The 21,846-nt window shown below is 69.4% G+C and carries 19 protein-coding genes; 12 read left to right on the top strand and 7 right to left on the bottom strand.

Annotation, left to right across the window (positions count from 1 at the left end):
- Window positions 1-67 precede the first annotated feature (67 nt).
- The 5 genes from ACIQM4_RS25810 (at window position 68) to ACIQM4_RS25790 (ending at window position 6,622) form a co-directional block, all read left to right on the top strand.
- Window positions 68-1,237, top strand: coding sequence for a glutamate--cysteine ligase (locus ACIQM4_RS25810; RefSeq protein WP_401595990.1), 1,170 nt, complete (start codon window positions 68-70; stop codon window positions 1,235-1,237).
- Between the two features lie 402 nt (window positions 1,238-1,639).
- Window positions 1,640-3,382, top strand: a complete 1,743-nt coding sequence (locus ACIQM4_RS25805; protein ID WP_401595988.1) for a flavin monoamine oxidase family protein — start codon at window positions 1,640-1,642, stop codon at window positions 3,380-3,382.
- A 110-nt stretch (window positions 3,383-3,492) separates the two neighbouring features.
- A complete protein-coding gene (locus ACIQM4_RS25800; protein WP_401595985.1) occupies window positions 3,493-4,719 on the top strand; it encodes an amidohydrolase family protein in 1,227 nt (408 codons plus the stop codon).
- A gap of 297 nt (window positions 4,720-5,016) precedes the next feature.
- Entirely contained in the window at window positions 5,017-5,325 is a 309-nt protein-coding gene (locus ACIQM4_RS25795; protein WP_401595982.1) for a chaplin family protein, read from the top strand.
- A 79-nt stretch (window positions 5,326-5,404) separates the two neighbouring features.
- Entirely contained in the window at window positions 5,405-6,622 is a 1,218-nt protein-coding gene (locus tag ACIQM4_RS25790) for a hypothetical protein (protein WP_401595980.1), read from the top strand.
- Between the two features lie 238 nt (window positions 6,623-6,860).
- Here ACIQM4_RS25790 and ACIQM4_RS25785 read toward each other — a convergent pair whose 3' ends face one another.
- A complete protein-coding gene (locus ACIQM4_RS25785; RefSeq protein WP_401595978.1) occupies window positions 6,861-7,541 on the bottom strand; it encodes a hypothetical protein in 681 nt (226 codons plus the stop codon).
- Window positions 7,542-7,673: 132 nt separating this feature from the next.
- Between ACIQM4_RS25785 and ACIQM4_RS25780 the strand changes: the two genes are divergently transcribed.
- From ACIQM4_RS25780 to def, 4 genes are all read left to right on the top strand, one after another.
- A complete protein-coding gene (locus tag ACIQM4_RS25780) occupies window positions 7,674-8,321 on the top strand; it encodes a TetR/AcrR family transcriptional regulator (protein ID WP_401595977.1) in 648 nt (215 codons plus the stop codon).
- 988 nt (window positions 8,322-9,309) lie between these two features.
- The gene (locus tag ACIQM4_RS25775; protein ID WP_401595974.1) at window positions 9,310-10,515 is read left to right on the top strand and encodes a cytochrome P450; all 1,206 of its coding nucleotides are present in this window, start codon (window positions 9,310-9,312) and stop codon (window positions 10,513-10,515) included.
- Window positions 10,512-11,756, top strand: coding sequence for an MFS transporter (locus ACIQM4_RS25770; protein WP_401595972.1), 1,245 nt, complete (start codon window positions 10,512-10,514; stop codon window positions 11,754-11,756). Before ACIQM4_RS25775 ends, ACIQM4_RS25770 begins: the two co-directional genes overlap by 4 nt.
- 64 nt (window positions 11,757-11,820) lie before the next feature.
- On the top strand, window positions 11,821-12,297 hold the full coding sequence (def, locus tag ACIQM4_RS25765) for a peptide deformylase (protein WP_401595970.1): 477 nt from the start codon (window positions 11,821-11,823) through the stop codon (window positions 12,295-12,297).
- A 309-nt stretch (window positions 12,298-12,606) separates the two neighbouring features.
- Here the strand turns inward: def and ACIQM4_RS25760 are convergent, their stop codons facing one another.
- On the bottom strand, window positions 12,607-12,939 hold the full coding sequence (locus tag ACIQM4_RS25760; RefSeq protein WP_401595968.1) for a LuxR family transcriptional regulator: 333 nt from the start codon (window positions 12,937-12,939) through the stop codon (window positions 12,607-12,609).
- A 481-nt stretch (window positions 12,940-13,420) separates the two neighbouring features.
- Between ACIQM4_RS25760 and ACIQM4_RS25755 the strand changes: the two genes are divergently transcribed.
- Window positions 13,421-14,179 (top strand): hypothetical protein, encoded by a 759-nt coding sequence (locus tag ACIQM4_RS25755; protein WP_401595967.1) that lies wholly within the window; start codon window positions 13,421-13,423, stop codon window positions 14,177-14,179.
- 340 nt (window positions 14,180-14,519) lie between these two features.
- A complete protein-coding gene (locus ACIQM4_RS25750; RefSeq protein WP_401595965.1) occupies window positions 14,520-17,156 on the top strand; it encodes a glycosyl hydrolase family 65 protein in 2,637 nt (878 codons plus the stop codon).
- Between the two features lie 115 nt (window positions 17,157-17,271).
- Here the strand turns inward: ACIQM4_RS25750 and ACIQM4_RS25745 are convergent, their stop codons facing one another.
- The 5 genes from ACIQM4_RS25745 to ACIQM4_RS25725 all read right to left on the bottom strand — a co-directional run bounded on the left by ACIQM4_RS25745 (window position 17,272) and on the right by ACIQM4_RS25725 (window position 20,527).
- Window positions 17,272-17,688, bottom strand: a complete 417-nt coding sequence (locus tag ACIQM4_RS25745; RefSeq protein WP_401595963.1) for a hypothetical protein — start codon at window positions 17,686-17,688, stop codon at window positions 17,272-17,274.
- 24 nt (window positions 17,689-17,712) lie between these two features.
- The gene (locus ACIQM4_RS25740) at window positions 17,713-18,351 is read right to left on the bottom strand and encodes a helix-turn-helix transcriptional regulator (protein ID WP_401595961.1); all 639 of its coding nucleotides are present in this window, start codon (window positions 18,349-18,351) and stop codon (window positions 17,713-17,715) included.
- A gap of 28 nt (window positions 18,352-18,379) precedes the next feature.
- Window positions 18,380-19,465: a hypothetical protein gene (locus tag ACIQM4_RS25735; RefSeq protein ID WP_401595959.1), complete on the bottom strand. Its 1,086-nt coding sequence runs from the start codon at window positions 19,463-19,465 to the stop codon at window positions 18,380-18,382.
- A gap of 251 nt (window positions 19,466-19,716) precedes the next feature.
- Window positions 19,717-20,361 carry a disulfide bond formation protein B gene (locus ACIQM4_RS25730; RefSeq protein WP_401595957.1) on the bottom strand — a complete coding sequence of 215 codons (645 nt, stop codon included), beginning with the start codon at window positions 20,359-20,361 and terminating at the stop codon, window positions 19,717-19,719.
- Between the two features lies 1 nt (window position 20,362).
- Window positions 20,363-20,527 (bottom strand): DUF5993 family protein, encoded by a 165-nt coding sequence (locus ACIQM4_RS25725; RefSeq protein ID WP_401595954.1) that lies wholly within the window; start codon window positions 20,525-20,527, stop codon window positions 20,363-20,365.
- Between the two features lie 268 nt (window positions 20,528-20,795).
- Here ACIQM4_RS25725 and ACIQM4_RS25720 point away from each other — a divergent pair, with 268 nt between their 5' ends.
- Complete coding sequence (locus ACIQM4_RS25720) at window positions 20,796-21,770, top strand: tellurite resistance/C4-dicarboxylate transporter family protein (RefSeq protein ID WP_401595953.1); 975 nt, start codon at window positions 20,796-20,798, stop codon at window positions 21,768-21,770.
- Window positions 21,771-21,846: the final 76 nt, after the last annotated feature.

Below are 21,846 nucleotides of genomic sequence, written 5' to 3'. Positions count from 1 at the left end.
ATCACCTGGCAATGGTCATATCTGTCTCGCCCCATGAGCGCGGAGGATGCAGCCATGAAGTTCTCCCATGAGTGACGGCACCACGATCGGCGTCGAGGAGGAGTTCTTCCTCGTTGACCGCCGCACCCGGCTTCCGGCGGATCGCGCCACCCAGGTGGTCCGGACGAGCCGGGACCGGCTGGGCGCCGAGCACGTCGCGGCGGAGATCGCGCGGACCATGATCGAGACGGTCAGCGCCGTCTGTCACGACGGTGACCAGCTCTCACGCGAGCTGTCCCGGCTGCGGCGCGGGGCGTCCAAGGAGGCTGCCAGACATGGATGTCTGCTCGTCGCGAGCGGCGTCCCCCCACTGGGAGAGGGCGGCCCGCCGCCGCTCCAGGACGACACACGCTATCGCTCCATGGCCCGCAGGTTCGGACCGCTGGTCCATGATCAGGCGGTGTGCGCCTGCCACGTACACGTGGGAGTGCCGGACCCCGAAGAGGCGGTCCAGGTGGTCAATCACCTGCGGCCCTGGCTGCCGGTGCTGCTGGCCCTCAGTTGCAACTCGCCCGTCTGGCGGGGTGAGGACACCGGTTACGCCTCCTGGCGCACCTCGGTGTGGGGACGCTGGCCCACCGCCGGACCACCCCCGTACCTCGAATCGGCTTCCCATTACGAGGAGTTGGTGTCGGGCCTCACCGAGAGCGGGGCCGCCCTGGACCCCGCGATGCTGTTCTGGTTCGCCCGTCCGTCCCGCCACGTTCCCACGGTGGAAGTACGCCTCGCCGACGTGATGCCGACCGCTCGGGAGACCGTGGCCTACGCGCTTGTCGTACGCGCCCTGGTGACCGCGGCCCTCGACGACATACGGCAGGGCAGGCCGGTGCCGCAGGTGGACGGGACCCTGCTGGCAGCCGCCTGCTGGCAGGCGGCCAAGGAGGGGGTGCGGGGGCGAGCTCTGGACCTGTCGGGTCGCGCGGGGGCCTCGACCATGGCGCGGCGGGTGCAAGAACTGCGGGGGAGAACCGAGGACTGGTACCACTCCGACAGCGAACGGCGCACTGTGAGCGTTTGGTTGGACGCTTCCGTCACGCACGGCACCGGCGCCGACCGCCAACGCGCCGTGCACGCTGCGCTGGGAGACCTCGCACTCGTCGACAGCCTCGCCGTGTCCACGGACGGAGAGGAAACTGACGGTCTTTCGGCACCCAGGGAAGTCCCGGAGCGACCGTCGACCGTGCACTTCCGGCGATGACGACACCCGCGGCATCCGCGCCGCGAGCCGAGACGCCGAACTGAAGGCCAAGGAACCCACGAGGGGGCCGGCTGCCCGACACCTTGCGATCGGGCAGCCGCACTTCGCCCCGCGCACGAGTGAGCACGCCCCGGGGCCGCCCGAGGCGCACGGACGCCGCCGGACGGGGTGATGGGCCGGCTCTCACGACACCTGCGGCACGACGCACGACGTAAGGACTGCCGTAACCGCTGTAGCGGTGCTACCGACCCGCGACGCCCACCCGGCGCCTCGCGCCACCCCCCGACCGCATCCGCAACCCCACCGCCCCGACCGCATCCGCAGCCCCACCACCCCGACCGCATCCAATCCCCTCGCACCGACCGCATCCGCATCCCACCGCCCTGACCGGAGGAATCCCGCATGAGTCCGACGGAGCCCCCCGCCTGCGACCTCGTGGTCGACTTCCCGTTCGACTACGCCGCCCACCTCGCCGACGGACGGCGCATCGGCCGGCTCCCGGTGAACCGTCTCGGCGCTCCGGTCGCCGTCATCGGCACCGGGGGCAGCGGACTGGCCGCTGCGTACGAACTGCTGCGCGCCGGCTGCCGGCCCGTGCTGTACGAGGCGCAGACCTCACCGGACGGCCCCGGCGGCCGGCGTCTGGGCGGACGGATGCACAGCGTCCGCCTCGATCCGGCCGACAGTGCGGTCGTCGAACTGGGCTGTATGCGGTTCCCCGACTCGGCGCGGTTACTGCGCGCGTACGCCGCCGAGTTCGGCCTGCACTGGGAGCCCTTCCGGGAGAATTACGAGAAGGGCACCACCCCACTGACGGTGTGGGACGTCGACGGCCGGCAGTACAGCGCCGAGCAGATCACCGATCTGTACCCGCAGCACGAGGCGTTCCACCGGGCCCACACCCGCTGGGAGCAGACGCTGGAGAGGATGGGAATCCTCGCGCTGCGCCGCGAGACCGCCGCACGGGACGTGCACGCGGTACGAAGGCGCTGGCAGACCATCCTCGCCCGCTACGAGCCCTGGACGTTCTACCGCCTGCTGCGCGAGACGGATGGCGGGGCCGGGCTGAGCCACGAGGAAGCGCGGCTACTGGGAACCGCAGGCATCGGACCCGCCGCCTGGGACTGTTTCTTCGAACTGAGCGCCGTCGAAGTCCTGCGGCTGCTGCTGAGTTCGGAAGGCGCCACCCAATATCGTCCCCACGAGGGAATCAGCGCGCTCGCACACGGATTCTGGAGCCATCGCACCACAGGGCCCGACGGGCGCGCGACCAGCCTGGAAGAAGCCAACGGGGGGTCCCCGCGGCCCGCTGTGCACCGCCTCGACATCCCCGACGACGCCGAGCAGGGTGTCGTCGTCCATGACGCCGACGGCCGCAGCGAACACTTTGCCGCGGCCATCTGGACACCGCAGGTCCAACTGCTGGAGACCGGCGTCGACCTGCGTTCGACCACCTCCGGCTCCTCGCCCCTGGGGCCCCGGATGTGGCGAGCGGTGCGCCGGGTGACGTACTGGGACGCGGCCAAGACCGCACTGGTCGTGCGCGAGCCCTTCTGGGAAGGCACCACCCTGGACGGCGTCACCCTCACCGACCGGCTGCCACGCGCCACATATACCTCCGACTACGGGCCGCCGCGCGGCCCAGGCGGCCGGCGGGGCGTCCTGGACCTGAGCTTCACCTGGTCCCACGACGCGGGCAAGGTCTCCGCCTCCAGCGCACAGGAACGCGCGGAACTGTTCGTGCGGGACCTCATCCGCATCCATCCCGCCGTGGCCGACGCCCTGCGCAGTGCGCTCGCCGAAGGTGAGGCCGTCACCTGTTCCTGGCAGAAGGAACGGCACGTGCGCGGCATCGCGCGTTTCTCGCGTCCCGGTGAGCACCCCTACCAGCGGGACCTCTTCAACCACTTCATGAAGGACTTCAGCGGCAGCCCCGCCGTTCCCGGCGAGCCCCGCAACGCGCTCTTCCTCGCGGGGGACGACACCTCGTGGTCCCCGGGGTGGCTCGAACACGCGCTCACCTCGGGCATCAACGCCGCCTGGGGCGTCCTCACCCTTCTGGGCGGCGCCGCGGAACCCGGCAATCCGGGGCCGGGAGACCTGTGGGCGCACCCGGACTACCAGCCCGTCCAGCTCGACGTCTGACGTGCCGACACCCCCCCCGGGTAGCGCCGCACCATCCAGCTCGACCTCTGACGTGCCGACACCCCCGGGTAGCGCCCCGCCCGGCCACGCCTCCAGAAAGGGCCCCGAAGATGCCCCCTCATGTCTCCCGCTCCTTCCTGCTGCGTCCCGCGCGGGTGTGGGACGGCTGCTCCGACACACCGACGGAAGGAGCACAGGTCCTCGTACGCGACGGACAGGTCGTCCGGCTGTACGGCGAGCCACCGCCGCTCCCCGACGAGGACACCACGGTCGTCGAGCTGCCCGGTTGCACTCTGCTGCCCGGCTTCATCGACTGCCACGTCCACCTCCTCGACGAGAGCGCGGAACAGGAGAGCGCCGGGTACCAGACCCTGACCGCGCTGCCGGCGCTGCGCACACTCCTGCACAACGGCTTCACCACCGTCCGCGACCTCGGCAGCGCTCACCTGCCGTTGAACGTCGCCCTGCGGCGGGCGATCAACGAAGGCCTGCTGACGGGGCCTCGGATACTTGCCGCGCCCAACATCATCTCCGCGCGCGGAGGCCACGGTGACAAGGCGCCCGAACTCACCCAGCGGTACGGAACGCAAATCGGCAGCGTCGCCGACGGCACCGCGGAAATCCGCAGACGGGTGCGTGAGCAGGCACGGGACGGCGCGGACTGGATCAAGTTCGCCGCGAGCGGGGGCTTCTCGTCGCCGGTCGGCACCCCCTCCAGCACCCAGTACTCGCAGGAGGAGATGGACGTCCTCGTCAGCACCGCCCGCGACCTCGGACTGCCGTGCGCGGCCCATGCCTTCGACGACGATTCCGTGGCACGGGCCGTGCGAGCCGGCGTGCGGAGCGTCGAACACGCCACGCTGGCCACAGCCGATACCTACGCCCTGATGGAGCGCGAGCGGACGTTCCTGGTACCGACCATGTTCGTGCAGTGCAACTTCCTCGACCATCTGGACGACGACGACTTCTGGATCGGCCGGCCCACCACCCGCGAGCACTACCGCGCCCACGCCGAGCAGATGCGCCAGGGACTCCTTCGCCCGGCCCGCTCGACAGTCACGCTGGCCTTCGGAACCGACGCGGGCATGTTCCAGCACGGGGACAACTGGCGCGAGTTCCCCACCCTCGTCCAACACGGCCTGACCCCGCTGCGCGCCCTGCTCGCGGCCACGAGCGTGGCGGCCGACCTCCTCGGCCGTACCGACCTGGGACGCCTGGCCCCGGGCGCCACCGCTGACCTGGTGGCCCTGCACGGTGACCCGTTCACCGACATCCTCGCCACCGGACGCCCGCGCCTGGTCATGAAGGACGGACAACCGGTACGGACCGCTGACTGACTCCTCACGAGGGGCTGGGGCGCGCAGTCCCTCGGGGAGGGGCCGAGTGGCAAGGTTCGCGCCATGCGAGGGCACCGGCGTGGCGCGGCGACGTGCTCCTGGCAGTGGCGTCGGGCCCGGTCCCGCGGGGATGGCTGATCCTTCACTTCTCGTCGACGCGTGTTTCAGAGAGACCCCGGGGCGTCTGCGTGTCGGTACCAGGGTTTTCTCGTTGGTGGGACTGCGGCCCGGGTTCTCATCCGGCCGGGCGCGATCTGTACGGGTGCCAGGATGCGGTTCCGACGAAGGAGGAGCGCCATGGGCGTGGAGACGCAAGGTACGAGCGGGGGTGCGGGACGTGTAGGTGTGCGGGCCGCGCTGCTGGGTGCGGTGGCCGGGGCCGCGTTGCTTCCGGCTGGTGCCGCTGACGCGAGCGTCATCGGGATCGGGAACGCGGTGTTCGGCAACACCTGCGTCAGCCAGGGCGGTGTTCGGGCTGCGGGCGCCACGGTGGCCGGGAGCGGGGTAGCGAGCGGCAACCAGGCTGGTTTGCCGCTGAGTCTGCCGCGCAACCACTGCGGTAACAGCGGCATCGTCTGCACAGCTCTGTTCGGGGCAATCCTATGAACGGGCCGGTGAGCTGCGGGTGACCGGCCGGACGACGGTGGGCGGGGCAGCGGCGGCCATGTCCGTGGAGGAGCGGGCGGTGGATGCACTGCTGGCCCTGAGCGGGCGGGCGTTGACTCTCCTGCGCCAGTGGGTCGGCTCGGATCCGGGCTGTGGTGTGGCGCGGGCGCTGCTGGCACTGGCGACCGGTGACCGCTGGGGTGATGCCGCGCTCAAGGAGCAGCTGGTGATCGCGCACCGGGACGCGCTGGCTGTCGGTGAGCGGGAGGCGAGTCTGGTGTACGGAGTGTTCCTGCATACCCACCGGCAGTACTCGCTGACGGCCGATCACCTGGTCGGGCACTTCGCCCGCTGGCCCGCGGACGAGCTGGCCGGTCTCCTGCTGGGCGCGTTCTCCTCCTGCGGGGACGCCGCCTACCGTGCGCACGGCGATGCTCTGACGGAGCGGCAGGCGGCGCTGGCCGGCCCGGAGAGCTGGCCGTGGATGAGCTGGCTGGCGTCGGCCAGGGCGGAGCAGGGGCGGGTGCGGGAGGCGCACGAGCTGGCCGGGCAGGCGTTGGTCCTGTATCCCCGCTCGGGTGTGGCCGCGCACGCCCTCGCGCACGCCGAGCACGAGCTGGGATCCGGCCGCGCCTCGGCCGAATTCCTGGACCAGTGGCTCCGGGCGGACCCCCAGGCGGTGCAGTCACGGCACTTGAACTGGCATGCCGCACTGCAGTCCATCGCCTGCGGCGACTTCCCGGACGCGCGCCGACGGGCGGACGCAGCACTGGCGCGTACGGATGTCGGAATGCGGGCCGCGACGAACTGGCGCCTGCTCCTGGTCGGCCAGTCACCGGCCGGCCAGAGCGATCCGGCACAGGTTAGGGAACTGCTCGCCGCACCGGGCGGGATGGCGGAGGTCTTCCACACCTTCAACCTCGCTCTGGCCCTGGCCGTGGAGGCCGCCACTGACGACCTGCACGACCTGGCCCGCCGGGCCGCCGCGGACGAACGACCCGACTACCGCGACGTCCTGGCCCCCGTGGTCGAGGCGCTGGCAGAGGTCACGGCGGGCCGCCCCCACGCGGCGGTGGACCTGCTGAGCGGCCTGGGAGAGAAAACGGAACGGATCGGCGGAGTGCGGGTGGAGCGCGAAATCATCCAGGACACATACGCCCGCGCCCTCGTCGATGCGGGCGAGCCCGATCGCGCGGCCGGCCTGCTGAACCACCGCACCACCACCCGCCGCCATCACACCTACGAGGACCTCCTCCTCGCCACACGTACTCCGGCCACCACGGTCGCCCCCCGCTGATCCCTCGCGGCTGGACTGGAGGAATGCTCCCGGCCCGTCAGAGGCCCACGGAAGGGCACCCCGGGCGATCCACGAGTTCTGCACGAGCGAAGCCCCCGACGCGGCAGGCAATTGGCTGTTCGGTCGAATCTGAATTCTCCGGCAGGGCTGCATACCGAAGCGGTCCCGTGTCCCGTGGAGATGGGGACCGGACGCCGGGACCGGACGCAGGGACCGCCCCGGCGTCGGGCCGGGGGTTTCAGGTGCGGGCGGCCGCGGCGGCGGTGATCCAGTTCCGGAACTCGACGGCGTAGTGCCGCAGGTGGTGGTCCAGGACGTCGTCCGGGCAGGTGACGGGGAAGTACACCGTGAGGTTTGCCGTGAAGCCGTCGGCCGTGTCACCGAACTGGATCAGGGCTCGGCCGACGACGGTGCCGTCGGCCAGGAAGAGGTTGGAGGACATCTTGCGCGGGAACTCCGACTCCGGGAGAAGCTCGGCCGCGTCCTTGGCCCAGTCGAGCGCGTCGGTGCCCCAGCCGCCCATGTAGAAGTCGCTGACGTGGGGGCCGATGTTCTCCACCACGCGTGCGCCGATCTCGTCGGTGCCCATCAGGTAGTGCTCGGGATGCGCCGCCAGAAGCGGCTTTTCGTCGCCGGCGAAGGCCTTGTCCATCCAGGCCAGGAACTCACCCGAGGTCAACCCCTCCGCCGTGAGCACGGTGGTACCTCCCTTGAAGGCGCCGCCGGAGGCGCGGGCGCTCTCGCGCAGGAAGGCGTTGCCTTCCGCGATCTCGTCCGCCAGGAGGTCGAGGAGCCCCTGGCGGCCCAGCAGCGTCCGGAAGCGATTGACTGCGCGGCGGGCGTAGAACAGCTCGAAGTCGTCGATGCTCCCGGTGCCGGCCGGTCCGGCCTGAAGCGTCACGGTGACAGGCGTAGTCATCTGGTCCTCGGGCATGATGAAACCTCCGATAGGATGTGAATGTGAATTCACGTTCGCATCACGAGGATATGCCGAGGAGTGCGCCAGTTGTCAAAAGACCCCGCGGAGAACCGCGCGGATACCCTGCGGGACATGAACGACGAGCCGGAGCGCCCAGTGCTCCACCGGGAACCCCAGCAGGCCCGCAGCGCCGCGACCCTGGGCCGCGTCCTGCGGGCGGCCGAGGAGATCGCGTCCACCTCCGGCCTGGAGGACATGACGATCGCCGGTGTCGCCAAACGCGCCAACGTCGCCGTCGGCACGATCTACCGCCGCTTCGAGGACAAGGAACAGCTGATCACCGCACTCACAGAGCGGATGCTGGAGCGCCGCGAGGAGTACGTAGCCGAACAGCTGCGTACGGCCCGGCCCTCGCTCGCCGGCGTCATGCACGCTTACGCGCACGCCCTGCTGCAGTCCTTCGCCGACAGCGGCCTCTTCCCCGAGCTCCTGCGCAGCCGCGGAACCAGGTCACTGGACCGAGGGGCCCGCACCATCACCGAACTCCACCGTCTCCTGCTCGAAGCAGCCGACCCCTACACCGACCAGATCCGCCGCACCCAGCCCCAGCAAGCCCTCGATACCGCAGCACGCGCCCTCCTAGGCGCCTGCTTCCACAACTCCGTACGCCCCGATGCCGCCACCGACGAGGCGGACAGGCGCCGCTATGCCGACGAGCTCGGCGACATGGCGATCGCCTACCTCCTCACCCCCGACCGGCACCACGACGCCGAGACCTGAGCCCAGCGTGCCGGCCCACCTCTCTTACGCCGCAGTGGTCGCCCAGGCCTCCTCGCTGTATTGGTTGCTGCGGACGAGGCGAACTTCTCGGAGATGTGCACGGTGTCGTGCGGGATCCCGACCACCTCATGCGCCGACTACGACACGGCCTCCGTCGAGGTGGTAGCGGCCGTCGCCGTGTACGCATGGCATCCGCACAAAGTGAGCGCGACGAAGACACCGCACAGTCCGCGGACAGCTGTCAGACGCTCTGGACGACCAGGACGACCAGCGAACTGAGGCGGAAGTCCACCAGTCCCCACATCAGCATGCGCGCAGCTCCTCGTTCGCTGTCCTTCGTTCGCTGTCCCCGCGCGAAGCCCGAGACTGCGGTGCCTCGTTGGCTGTCCGTGGGTTCCGTCCTCGTCGTCGATGCTTGGGGGCGGGCGGCGGACGCCGCGTGTGTCTGTGTGACCGTGTGACCGTGCCGAATCTCCGGTAGGCCCGGTTTGCAGCCCCTTGTTCCGAGATGTGCGTGCGATTGGCGTAGCGACTGCGGGAGAGCCGTGTATTCGCCCGTATACGCCCCGTATTCATGTATGGGCGAAGGGCAATCTACCGAGCGAATCGTTCGAATGGTATTCCTCAGCCGAATCGGTCATATCGACGTATGGGCATCGCGAATCGGCTATCTGACTGGAACTCGACGCTGTAATTCCGTGGACACCCCTCATTGCGGGGTGTAACTTCGTAATCACGAGCGGGGGGAAACGTCCAACTCGCCTGATAAAACGGGGGTGGCGGCATGCGTTACAACGACTAATTCCAGCGAGTCACGGACAGATATTTGATCTGAATCCAGTGACCGCCTGCGAGTCTGCGGACAGAACTCAGTTCTGAATCCAGCGACCGCGTTTGAGTAGTCGGGCTCGGGGATTATCCGAGCCCGGCTCTCTGCGTGCATTCATATAGAGAATGACGTCCAACCGAGAAATGCTGGGGCACAGCGATGACCACTTCGGTGCGGTATGACCCTCTTGACGCTGCGACGCTCGCCGACCCGTACCGGGTCTACGCGGAGTTGCGCTCAACGACTCCGATCTCCTGGCACGACCAGATGGAGTGCTGGGTGTTGACGCGCTACAAGGACTGCCAGTCGGTATTGCTCAACCCCGAGGTGTTCGCCACGGACTGGCGCCGAGCAGGTGAAACGGTCTCCGAGCCCTGGCTGAGCCTGCAGACCCTGGATCCGCCGGAGCATGCCCCGCTCCGTAGCCTGTTCATGAACGCGCTCCGCGGCCGGGACCTGGACGCGATCGGCGCGCGGGGCGAGGCCCTGGTCGATTCCCTGCTCGACAAATTGAGCGAGAGGGCCGAATTCGACCTCATTCCCGAAGTCGTCGCACCGCTCGCACTGGCTACCATATCGGACCTCCTGGGCATTCAATGCCCTGAACTTTCCACATTCTCCAGCATCTCCGACACCATTGTCCGGAGTATGGACGCGGCGTTGGAACCTGACGACGAAGTCCGCGCAGAGCTACGCAAGCAGGGCATCGAAGCGCGAGCCCAGTTGAGTTCTCTGGTCGAGTCCTGGTTCGAGGCCGACCCGAACCCCGGGATGCTGGCCGACGTGACGAGCAAGCGGGATTCTGTCGCGGTACCGGACCATTTCGTGCGTAATACTGTGCGCGTTGTTTTCCAATCCGGATACAGCTCGATAGTCTCGGGTGCCGGAAATGCGATGCTCGCACTGCTGCAGCACCCCGAATCAGTGGAAAAGCTGCGGGATCCAGACCTTTTCGCCACTGGCTTCGACGAGCTGATGCGGTACGACTGCTCCGTCCAGGGCACGAGCCGTATGGCCACGCGCTCCACCACGATCGGTGACACCGTCATCGAACGCGGCGACGTGGTGCTGGTGCTCTTCGGCGCGGCGAACCGGGACCCCGCCCAGTTCGCCAACCCCGACGAACTGCTCCTGGACCGCAAGCCCAACCAGCACATGGCCTTTGGCCGTGGTCCGCACACCTGCGTCGGCAACCTCTTCACCCAGGTCACCCTGCAGGCGCTGATCAAGAGCCTCCTGCGACGCCCCAACCCGCTGCGGCTTGCCGCAGAACCGGTCCGTCGGCGCACCGCGACCATGCGGTACCTCGACACGCTGCCCGTCACCTTCACCGCCGAGAATTCGACGGAGCAGACGGCCCGATGACCGCTCCCGCACCCGCATCCCGTATGCAGCGTCTCGTCTCCCGCGCTGTGCCGGCAGCGGGCCCGGTGCGCAAGGTGGCGTTCTCCACCCTCCTGACGACGATGGGTGACGGACTGTTCGTTACCGTCAGCACCCTGTTCTTCACACGCGTGGTGGGGCTGAGCCTGGTCGAGGTAGGACTCGGACTCACCATCGCGAGCCTGGCAGGCCTGCTGTTCGCCATCCCGCTGGGGCACGTGGCCGACCGGAAGGGCGCGCACCGTGTCCTGCTGCTCCTGACCACAGGCGTTATACCGGCCATCCTCTGCTACCTGTGGGTCCGCTCGTTCTGGCTCTTCGTCATCGTCGCCTGCGTCGTGGGAGTGCTTCAGCGAGGCTGCCGGACGGTGCTTCCAGCACTGATCGCGGACATCGCCGCACCCGACGACCGGGTGAGCGCTCGTGCTCACCTCCAAGTGGTGACAAACGTCGGAATCTCCGTCGGTGCGGGCGCCGCCGGCATCGCCCTCTTCATCGACACCCGCACCGCGTACCAGGCCCTCGTCGTCGGCGCCGCGCTGATGTACGTCGCCTCAGCGGCGGTCCTGACCCGTATCCCGAAGGGACCTGCGGCCGCAGACCACCCACAACGCGCCCGCATGTCCCTGGTGCTCACTGACCTTCCCTTCCTGGCTTTCACCGGGCTGAACGCCCTTCTGGCACTGAACAGCGGGCTGATGGAAATCGCCCTCCCTCTGTGGATCGTCATGCACACCGACGCCCCAGCCTGGATGTTCAGCGCGCTGATCGTCATGAACACCGTCCTGGTCGTGCTCTTCCAACTGAAAACCAGCTCCCGCGGGGACAGCCTGGCCGGTGCGGCACGCTCCTCGCGATGGGCCGGGGTGTTCCTGGCGGCCACCTGCCTGCTCTACGCAGCAGCCGGCAGCGACGTAGGCGCGCTGCTCGCCGCTGCCATACTCATTCTGGCGATGACCGCCCACACCTGGGGCGAGATGCATCAGGTCTCGGGGGAATGGGGTCTCAGCTTCAGACTCGCGCCCGCTCATGCGCACGGTCAGTACCAAGGAATGCTGGCCACCGGACGCGCCGCGACCAGCGTGGCTGCCCCGATCCTCCTGATCGCAGTCATCAGCGCAGGAAAGCTTGGATGGCTGGTCCTGGCCGCCCTCTTCGTGATCTCCGGACTGCTGGTACCGGCCACGACACGCTGGGCCGAACGAACAGGCAAACACACGTAACCGAAGTTGCCCCGAAGCGCAGAAGGCAGGTCAACAGGTGGAACAGCAGGCCCGCACAGGAAGAGTGCACGACATCACCCTTCGGGGAAACCCCGTCCTGCACCAGCCGTGCCGGCCCGTCGCCTCGTTCGACACCGCCCTGACGCAGCTCATCGACGACATGTTCGCCACCATGTACGCGGCGGACGGCGTGGGCTTGGCCGCCAACCAAATCGGCGTGCCCCGGCGTGTCTTCGTCTACGACTGCCCGAACGCCGACGGACAGCGGCAACTTGGGCACGTCGTGAACCCGGTTCTGCGCACCGTCGAACTCGGCAGACAGCGCGTGGCGGACGGCGATGAAGGTTGCCTTTCGGTGCCTGACTTCTTCGCCGTGCTCGCCCGACCTGAGTACGCCGTAGTGGACGGCCTCGATCTGCATGGCGCCCCCGTCACCGTAGAAGCAACCGGGTGGCTCGCTCGTTGCCTGCAGCACGAGACCGACCACCTCAACGGGATGCTCTTCACCGACCGGGTCCACGGTGCACTGGGCAAGCCGTAACCACCTGGGCAAGCTTCGGCCGGCCGTTGTGGGCCGAGCGTGCCGGCGCGGATCGTGCCGGAATTTGACCGTCTGGCCACCGGAGGACTGGGCCTCCACCTGGCCGTCGTCTTGCGGGAACTGCCGTTCGCCGTGGCCGTCGTGGTGGGTGTAGTAGGTGTGCACCATCGTCCCCGCGTCCTCCGTTGGACCGTGCGGTGCGCGAGGTGGCTACGCACCGCGGCTCGCGGTGGCGGGAGAGAGGTCGCGGGCGAGCGCCACGGTCAGCTGTGTGAGCGTGACGACGAAGACAAGGACGAAGAGGGTCGCTCAGATTTGGCGTGCGACGGTGAGGAGGATGACAGAGTCCTCGACGGCTTCGAGACCGTGGATTGCGTCGGGGACCGGCAGCACGTCGTACGGAACGCCGTCCCAGGCGCGGTCCTGCACGGTCAGGCGGACGTGTCCGCGGACGACGAGCACGGTCGCCTCCCCGGGATTCTCGTGATCGGAGAGCGTGGTCCCGGCGGTGAGCGCGATGAGAGTCTGCCCCAGGGAGCTGCCGTGTCCGCCGTACACGGTCTTTCCGCTGCGCCCCGAGTGCGCCTGGGACGCCTTGTCCAGCAGCTCGTCAGCGAGTGGCCCGAGGGCATTGATTTCCATGGGATGAACCCTAGGGGTGCCCCCGTCAGCGCGCATGTCGCGCCAACGCGCATGTCGTGACGTTCGCCGGCGCCGATGTGAGCGGTGAAGCGGCTGCGCGTCATGGGGGCTTCGATGTGCGGCTGCGCGACGCGACGTTCGACGCCGGAGTAGCCAGAGCCAGGCTCGAACTCCGCTCCTGGGGGCGGCCGTTGAAGGTCGAGCGTCCCCCGAGTAGTGGGCACAGCGGGTGCAGTGCTGGTTGGGTGCTGTCGAGGGGGCCGCCGTCGCCCCACCGCGCGGTCCGCGTCGACGGTACCTCGGCATCCCAAAGAAAGACTACTGGGAACCGCAAGTGTTCCTTCGAATGCAAAGCCCATGTCGGCATGCCCCTTGGATTTAACGACCTATTGACCCCTCCGAGTCTTGCTTGTGTCCATTTCGGGGATCTACGTTCGGTATGTACCTACTCGACGTAGTTCGCAGGAAAGGTCGCACTCAGATGTCGAACTCACGAGTCTTCCGCACCGTGCTGGTCTCCTCGATCCTGGGGATGGGTGCTGTCACCGGTCTGGCCTCGGCCGCCGTAGCTGCTCCGGCCCCCGCCGGCAGCGTGCCCGGCCGGACCGCCTCAGCCCCGGCCGGCTCCCCGTCGTCCCAGAGCCAGGACATGCACCTGAGCGACGGCAGCATCGCTCACGTCACGGACCTCGGCGGCGGCAAGTGGAAGGCACAGGTCACCCGCAACGGCCACACCGTTGCCAGCCTGGACTCCACGCACGCCACCTCCCGTGTGCACGGCTACACCTACGCACTCAACCAGGCCAACGGCTTCGTCGGTGTCACCGAGCCGTCCGGCTGGCACAGCGAGTCGGACGTCCCCCGCCCGGTCATCCACCACAAGTCGGCCCCGGTCCACCACGACAAGTCGGCTCCGGTCCACCACGACCGCGGCACCCCGACCCACCGCATCCACGGCCAGGGTCAGCAGCGCCCGGTGCAGGAGCAGCGGGCCAGGCAGGCACAGGCGCACTCCGCCGCTCGCAACGCCAGGCCCTCCGGGGTCGCTGTCCGGGACGTGAAGCTGCCCGGAGGGGCGGTGGCCCACATCAGCGAGCCGCGTCCGGGCCAGTGGGAGGCCTCCATCACCCTCCACGGCACTCGGATAGCCCAGCTCGACACCGCCCACCCGACAGCCCGCTCCCACGGCTACACCTACACCCTCCACACCCACGACGGAACCGTAACCGCCCGAAAGTAACAGGCCGTTGAACGCTCCAAGACCGCGTGCGTGCGCGCACTCCGGGCGTACCCCACCGGGCCGGTGAGCGTCAGCCGGGCACCGGCTGAACGGCCAAGCAGCCTTCGGCTCATACCGGTGGCCCCGCCGGCCAGGCGGGGTCACCGGGTCACCGGGTCACCGGGTCACCGGGTCGCCGAGTCGCCGAGTCGCCGAGGGCGCCGAGTCGCCGAGGGCGCCGAGTCGCCGAGGGCGCTGAGATCGCCGAGAGCGCTGAAATCGCCGAGGCCGGGAAAGAGTCCAAGTCCCCGCCGCGCCGGTCCATTTACGCGCATCCGTGGCCCCGTGGACAGTCGCAGCCATGACGTTTCCGCAACCTGGCTTCTGGGCGCGTACCACTGCTGCCGCACTCGCGATCTTCCTGGCTCTCGGCACTCCAGCCGCGGTCGGTGAACACCGGGTGGGGCCGAAAACCGAGTCCGTATGGGAGTTGGGCACCGGCGCGTACGTTCCGGCGGACTACCGCAGGCAGCCTTATGTCGGTAACGGCTATCTCTCCCAGCGGCTCCCCGCGACCGGCACCGGATACCAGGGCGGGCTCGGAGAGACCGGCTGGCCGCTCTACGACGAGCGGTACGCGGGCGCTCATGCCGCCGGGTTCCATCACCGCAGCGGCGACGACGAATTCCTCGCGGCCCTGCCCACCTGGTCCACCCTCACTCTCTCCGACGGCGCCGATTCCCTCACCCCGGGCACGGCGGTGGAGCGGATCTCCCGCTACCGTCAAAGCCTGGACCTGCGCGGGGCCACGGTCTCCACGACCTACACGTGGACCCCGCGAGCGGGACGCGCGACCCGGGTCGCCTATGACGTCCTCAGCCATCGCTCCCGCCAGAATCTGGGGCTCGTGCGGCTGCGGGTCACTCCGTCCTGGTCCGGCCGGCTCGACGTGAGCGGGCTGTTCGACGGCGCGGGGGCCCGGCGAACGACCCCCGTGGCCCGCTCCGCCGGGGAGGTGACCGTCGCAGCCGAGGGCAGTGGCCGGCGGATCACCGAGACTGCCGCCCTGGTGGCGGGGCCCGGCACCAGGTTCGCCGACCGGAAGGCGGTGTTGCCGCAGAGCACCCCGCAGACGGCGGGCGAGCGCGTCGGGATCGAGGTCGAGGCCGGCAGGACCTACGAGGTGGTGAAGTACATCGGTGTCGCCGCCACGCCCACCGCGGCGAGGGGCACGGTGACCGAGGCCCGCCGGGCCGGGCTGCCGCGCCTGATGAGGGAACACCGCGCCGCGTGGGCGGAGCTGTGGCGTCCCACCCCGCTGACGCCGGGCCGCGACGACCTTCAGAAGTCCACCAACTCCGCCCTGTATGCGCTGTATTCGAGCGTCCGGGCGGGCCAGCCCTGGAGTCTGGGGCCGTCCGGTCTCAGCTCGGACAACTACGCCGGGCAGATCTACTGGGACGCCGACACCTGGATGTTCCCCGCCCTGCTCGCCACGCACCCCGAACTCGCCCGCTCGGTCGTCGAGTACCGCTACCGGACCCTGGGCCAGGCCCGGCGCAACGCCGCAGCCGTCGGCCGCAAGGGCGGCGTCTGGCCCTGGACGGCCGGCCCGAGCGGTCTGTGCAGCGGAATCGGGCCCTGCAAGGACTACCAGGACCACCTGCAGAACGAGATCGCGCTCGCGCAGTGGCAGTTCTACGCAGCTACCGGTGACGCGAAGTGGTTGCGTGAACGGGGATTCCCGGTGCTCTCGGCGGTCGCGGATTTCTGGGCCGACCGCGCGGTCAAGGGCGCGGACGGCAAGTATCACGTCAACAAGGTGAGCGGCGCGGACGAGTACGCGCACGGGGTCGATGACCATGCGCTCACCAACGGAGGCGCGATCGTCGCCCTTCGGCACGCCGCACAGGCTGCCCGACGCCTCGGCAAGCCGGTGCCGACCGCCTGGGAGGAGGTGGCGGAGCAGCTGTACGTGCCGCAGGAGGCCGACGGCTCACACCCCGAGTACGCGGGATACAAGGGCCAGAAGATCAAGCAGGCGGACACCGTCCTGCTGACTTACCCCTACGGATACGTCACCGATCCGGTTGCCGCACAGGCCGACCTCGACCGCTACGCACCGGTCACCGACCCGGACGGCCCCGCGATGACGGATTCGGCGCACGCGGTGATCGCCGCGCAGGTCGGGGCGGACGGCTGCCAGACGGACACCTACCTGGAACGCTCCTACCGGCCTTTCGTGAAAGGGCCGTTCCTGCAGTTCTCCGAAGCGCGCGGCGACAAGGCGGGTGACAACGCGGGAGCGCCGGCCTTCACCTTCCTGACCGGTGCGGGCGGTTTCCTGCAGACGCTGCCCTACGCAATCGGCGGTCTGCGCTGGGATGCTGACGCGCTCCGCCTGGACCCCGTACTGACACCCGGCCTGTCCCACGGGGTGCGCCTCGAACACATCGCCTGGCAAGGGCGGGACCTCGCGGTGCGGGTCGGTGCGCGCACGACCGACATCACCTTGCGGTCCGGGCCGTCCATGACCGTGCGGCTGCCGGACGGAGCGCATCCGTTGAAGGTGGGCGGCACGCTCACCACTCCCACCCGTCGACCGGATCTGGCCGCGACGGACAACCTGGCTCGCTGCCGCCCTGCCTCCGCGGTTTCCGAGACGGCGGGCGGATATGCGGAGGCCGCGGTCGACGGCTCGACGGCCACCGCCTGGACAGCCACCCTGCCCAGGTCCGCCCTGACCGTGCGGCTGGCCGAGCCGTCCCGTGTCACGCACGCGGAGGTGGTCTTCGGGGCCGGGCGTCCAGACAGCGTACGGCTGGAAGGGCGCGCTCCGGACGGAAGCTGGCGGCCCCTCACCGCGGACACGGCAGCCCCGGAGAGTGGCACGCTGCGTATGGCCGTCGCCGCGCCGGGAGCTGTGCGGGAGGTGCGGCTCATCGCGGAATCAGCCACCACACCGGCGACCGTCAGCGAACTCCGCCTGATGCGCTGACGGTTCCTGGCGGCGCAGTTCCTGGTGCCCGCCGGGCGTCGCGGGAGACGCGGCCCCCGGCACACTGTGTGGTGGCCGGCCCGGGGCGTCAGCGGGGGGGAGAGAGAGCAGCGGGTCAGGCCGCCGCGTGGAGCCCGCGCGGTGAGCGCGCGTGATCGTGGCGGTCGTGGCATTCGCCCAGGTGTGTGCGGGGAAGGGTGTCGACGAGGTCCGACCGGGTGAGGACGGCGAGGAGCGTCGCGGTGGCGGTGGAACGGTTGTCGAGGGTGAACGGTTCCCCTCGCGGCAGCATCACGCAGACGCCCGGTACCAGAGGGACCTCGCCACGGTCGGGAGTGGCGACCTCGACCTCCCCGGCGACTGCGGTGAGGAGGACTTCGGATTCGCCGTACACCTGGGCTTCGAGCCCTGTCTGGGGCACGAGTTGGATCCGGGCGGCGGCAAGCTGGGTGAAGGGTCCGTCGAGCGGGTCTATACGTGCCACGGGCATCTCGCCGCGTACGTACTGGTCGCCGATGGCGATGGGGAACATGGCTTTCTCCTTCTGGTTCTTCGGTCAGGCGGTGGTGAGCTCTGCGGCGCAGAGGTCCGGGGCGATGAAGGGACGTAGCAGCGCCCGGGTGCCGGTGCTCCGGAGGGTGTGGTCGAGGAGACCCTGGTGCAGCGCGCAGATCACGTCGGGGCGTGCTCGGGCGAGATCGCGGTAGGGGCATGCGGTGAGCAGCACCCGGGTTCCGCCTGGCGGCCCCGAGGCTCTGACCGGACCGAAGCCCATCCGCGCGGAGGCCGCGAGGGTGCGCTCGGTGGGACCGTCGCCCGCGACCTGCGGCAGTCTCTCTCCCCAGGCGCGGCCCGCGGCCCGGGCCGAGCGTCCGTCTCCGGTCCATCCACAGGCGAGGGCCCTGGCCAAGTCCCGGTGCGCCTCGTCGTGCGCGGCGCCCGGCCCAGGGGCCCAGTGGTGCCGGGGACGGCCCCTTCCCGGACCGGGGGAGGGTGACGAAACGGCCAGGCCGGCGTCGGCGAGCTCGGCCAGGTGGTGTCGGACGGTGGCGACGGACAGGCCGGAGGCCTCTGCCAGCTCGCTCACGCCCAGCGGGCCGGCCGCTTCCCGCAGCAGCGCGAGCAGCTTTCGGCGGGAAGGGACGGCGAGGGCCCGGTGCAGGCCGGGGTCGTCAGCGCCGTGCGAAGTGTTCATAGCTGTATTTAAACGATATGCGTCGTTTCTAAACCAGGGCCGAACGTCCCTGGCGACCGCGGGCGCCCGCACGTACCCGGCGGCGCGGGCCCGACCACGGGGCAGGAACGGCGTCGATGCGCAGAGCAAGGGCGTAGGCGGCGGACTCGTAATGGGCCCGCCAGCTGCGAAAGTGCGTCCAGGCCTGCTCGGGAGTTCGCTCCATGGGGACGCCGTGCTCGCGCAGCCGGGCAGCCCCCTGGAGAAATTCGCCGTAGGTCAGCCGGATCGTGTCATCCGCGCCAGGACCGGGACCGGAGTTGTACGGGATGTGCTCCTCGTCGGCGAGTTCCTGCAGACAGGTCGCCCCCGCGCGCAGGGTCACCCGTAACTGATGGGGTGAGGCAGACGGGTTGAAGGCCAGGTAGAGCGCTCCCGCGTCGAGTACGGCCAGCAGGCTCAGCAGCCAGTTCCGCTCCCAGCTGGGCGAGCGGAAGTGGATCAGGGCCGGGTGGTTGGCATGGCTTTCGGCGACCTCCGCGGACCAGCGTTCCCAGTCCCTGAACAGATCGGGAAGGGTGTCCAGTGCGTGCAGCTGCGCGTGCCGCGCCAGAAGCTGCGGTCCCCACGCAGGTACGCCGGTTCGCGACCTGAGCATGCTGACGTCCGATTCCCGTCGGGCGTAGGCCGCGTAGAAGGTGGGGAGATAGCCGATCTGCAGCCCGATGACGATGGGCCCCGTGGCCGCCGCGAGGAAGTCGACGAACGTCAGTTGACTTCGCGCGTCGCTCGCGAAGCCGAGGGTGAGTACCGATGAACCCGCCTCCCGCAGCGCGATGTCGAGCGGCATGCGGGACAGCGCGAATTCGAGCAGGCCGTAACCGAAGACGAAGAGGGTGAGCCAGATGAGCAGGAGGACGAGCATCGCCACCGGTGAGGCGGGGGCGAGAACCCGGTCCTTGAACTGTTCCGTCGAGGTGCGGTCGGCAATGAACTGGTAGCCGCAGCGCACCACGGTGCGCACCGCGCGGGGCAGTGCGGAGCGCGTGGCACGTGGTGTGATCAGGTCCCGGGTGACCGAGGTGAACGCGAAGACCAGGACGAGGATTCCCACGACGCCGCTCAACAGCCGCATGGCCCACCGAATTCATGGGTGCTGCGGGAGCGGGGGGCGGAGGACGGGTGTTCGGCGCGCGGCGAATCGGCGCGCGCTCGTGCAGGGCAGAAGGTCACGATCTCCCCGAGGCCAATGGGCTGCTGACGGTTCGGCAGGCACGTGCCCGCTGGACGGGTCGTGCAGTGCGGAGTCAGGTGCACGTACGGAGTCAGGTGTACGGGTGCTCGGTCCCGGCTCACCGTGGTCCCCGTGCCGCTCGGAGCACGGGCTCAGCCGAGAAGGCCGATGTCGTGGAAGAACTGATAGCGCGTCGGGTCGTCCGGAAGGAACCAGTGGAATCCCTCTTCAAGGAAGACGGCCACCAGGTTCACGGCGATGATCAGCGCGAGAAACCAGAGGACGAGGTTGCCGACCGTGCGGTACGGCTTGGACCCCGGGGTGTCACGTCCCGCGGTCAGGTGGGCGAGTGCCATGACGACGCCGATCGCGACGACGGAGGCCATGAAGAGAATCCACGCCCAGACGTACATGTGCAGACCGAGTACCGGTGCGCCGTATCCCTTGTCACCCGGCAGGATGTGCAGCATGGTCTGACGCCAGGCGGTGAAGCCGCCGCCGATGCAGGCGACGAGAGCCAGTCCCCAGCCCATCATGTAGTCGTTGCCGGAGAGGGTGCCGGTGAGGCCCCTTCGGACGATGTACCCGGCTCCGAGCGCGGCGAGCAGCATGAACATCCGCTGGATCATGCACAGCGGGCAGGGGTAGTCCCAGCTGAGGAACTGCACGCCGAGACCGCAGCAGACGATCGCGGTCCATCCGGCGGCGAAGAAACAGGCGAACCAGTACTGGATCGTGCCGAGGAACGTGTGCGCCACGGGGCCGGGGACGGCCGTGGGTGTGGTCGAGGAAGCCATGTCAGTAGCTCAGCCCCAGAGAGAGGCCGCTGGTGATGTGATGCGCCAGCAGGAAGAGCACCGCCACGAACGTGAGCGCCCAGACACCGAGCAGCAGGGCGCGCGCCCGTTGCTGATGAAGCACGAACCAGGCAGCGAGCAGACCGCCGAAGATGAGTGTGTCCACGGCCGGGACAGTACTGACGCGACCCCGACCGGCCTGTGCGGCGCGGCGAAGGACAGCGACGAATCCACGGGATGGCACCAATGGCGGGCGGACCGCGGGGCCCTTGACGGCGGCCCGGCCGCCGAGTGCGGCGGGACCGCGCGTCGCCGCCCGGGCGGCCCGGCCGCTGGGCCGTGTGCGTGGTACTGATCACAGGCACGTGCTCACGCCGTCGCAGCCCGCCATCAGGAGCCGAGCTGCCGTCGCAGCCCGCCCTCAGGAGCCGAGCATGACCCGCTTCACCCGCGCCGCCGCCCGTGCGGCCGGCGGTCTCGACGCACTGCCGCCCGCCGCCGGTGCTGTTGTCATGGCGAGCGCGATTCTCTCCGTCGGCCTGCATCTGCTCGGGGCGCGGTGGGCGTCCGCGGTGCTGTTCTGCCTCGGGCTGGGGGCGTGGTCGGTGCTCGCGGCGGTCTTCGGCAGACACCTGCTCTACGAACGGAACAAGTGGCGGCAGGAGGCTGATACACCACCCGCTCTGACCACCGTTGCTGCGACCGCCGTCCTCGGTACGCGGATCGCGCTGTTCGGCAACCAACCGCTGTCGGTGACTCTGCTCTGTGCCTCGGTTCTGCTGTGGCCGTTGCTGATGGTTCATGTGCTGCGCCACTGGGAGCACAAGGTGCCGGGTGCCGCCTACCTCGTCTGCGTGGCGACGCAGGCGATCGTCGTACTGGCCTGCGTGGTGGCGGGGGCCGCCGGAATGCGCTGGCTGTTGTGGCCCGCGCTCGCGTTCTTTGCCGACGGACTCGTTCTGTACGCGCTCGTGCTGCGGCGCTTCGACCTCCATCAGCTCAGGACCGGGGCCGGCGACCATTGGATCGTCTCGGGAGCCATGGCTGTTTCTGCGCTGGCAGGCTCCAAATTGGTGGTCGTCACAGCCGGTACCCAGCCATCTTGGCAGGGCGTGCTGCACAGCTCTCTGCGGGTGATCACCCTGGCGGCACTAGGTGTGGCGCTGTTCTGGTACGCGGTCCTGCTCCTCTGCGAACTGCGCTGGCCGCGCCCGCACTACGACGTCCGCCGCTGGTCGACGGTCTTCCCGCTCGCCATGACAGCCGTGGCCGCACTGTCCACGGCGGGGGCGCTGGGGATTCCCGGGCTGTGGACGCTCGGAGAGGTTCTCTACTGGCCTGCGTTGAGCGTCTTCGTGGTGGTGGCGGTCGGAGCCGTGCGTCGGCTGCTACGGCCGGCAACCCGCTGAAGAGGTGCTGCGGGTTGTTGTCGGAACCACGAGCAGCCGGGCGCGGAACCGGCCGTGCAGGACCGGCCAAGGCGAA

It is taken from the genome of Streptomyces sp. NPDC091272, assembly GCF_044757485.1.
GTDB lineage: Bacteria > Actinomycetota > Actinomycetes > Streptomycetales > Streptomycetaceae > Streptomyces.
The sequence above is the reverse complement of the archived record's forward strand: the minus strand, read 5'-3'. Positions and strand labels throughout refer to the sequence as shown.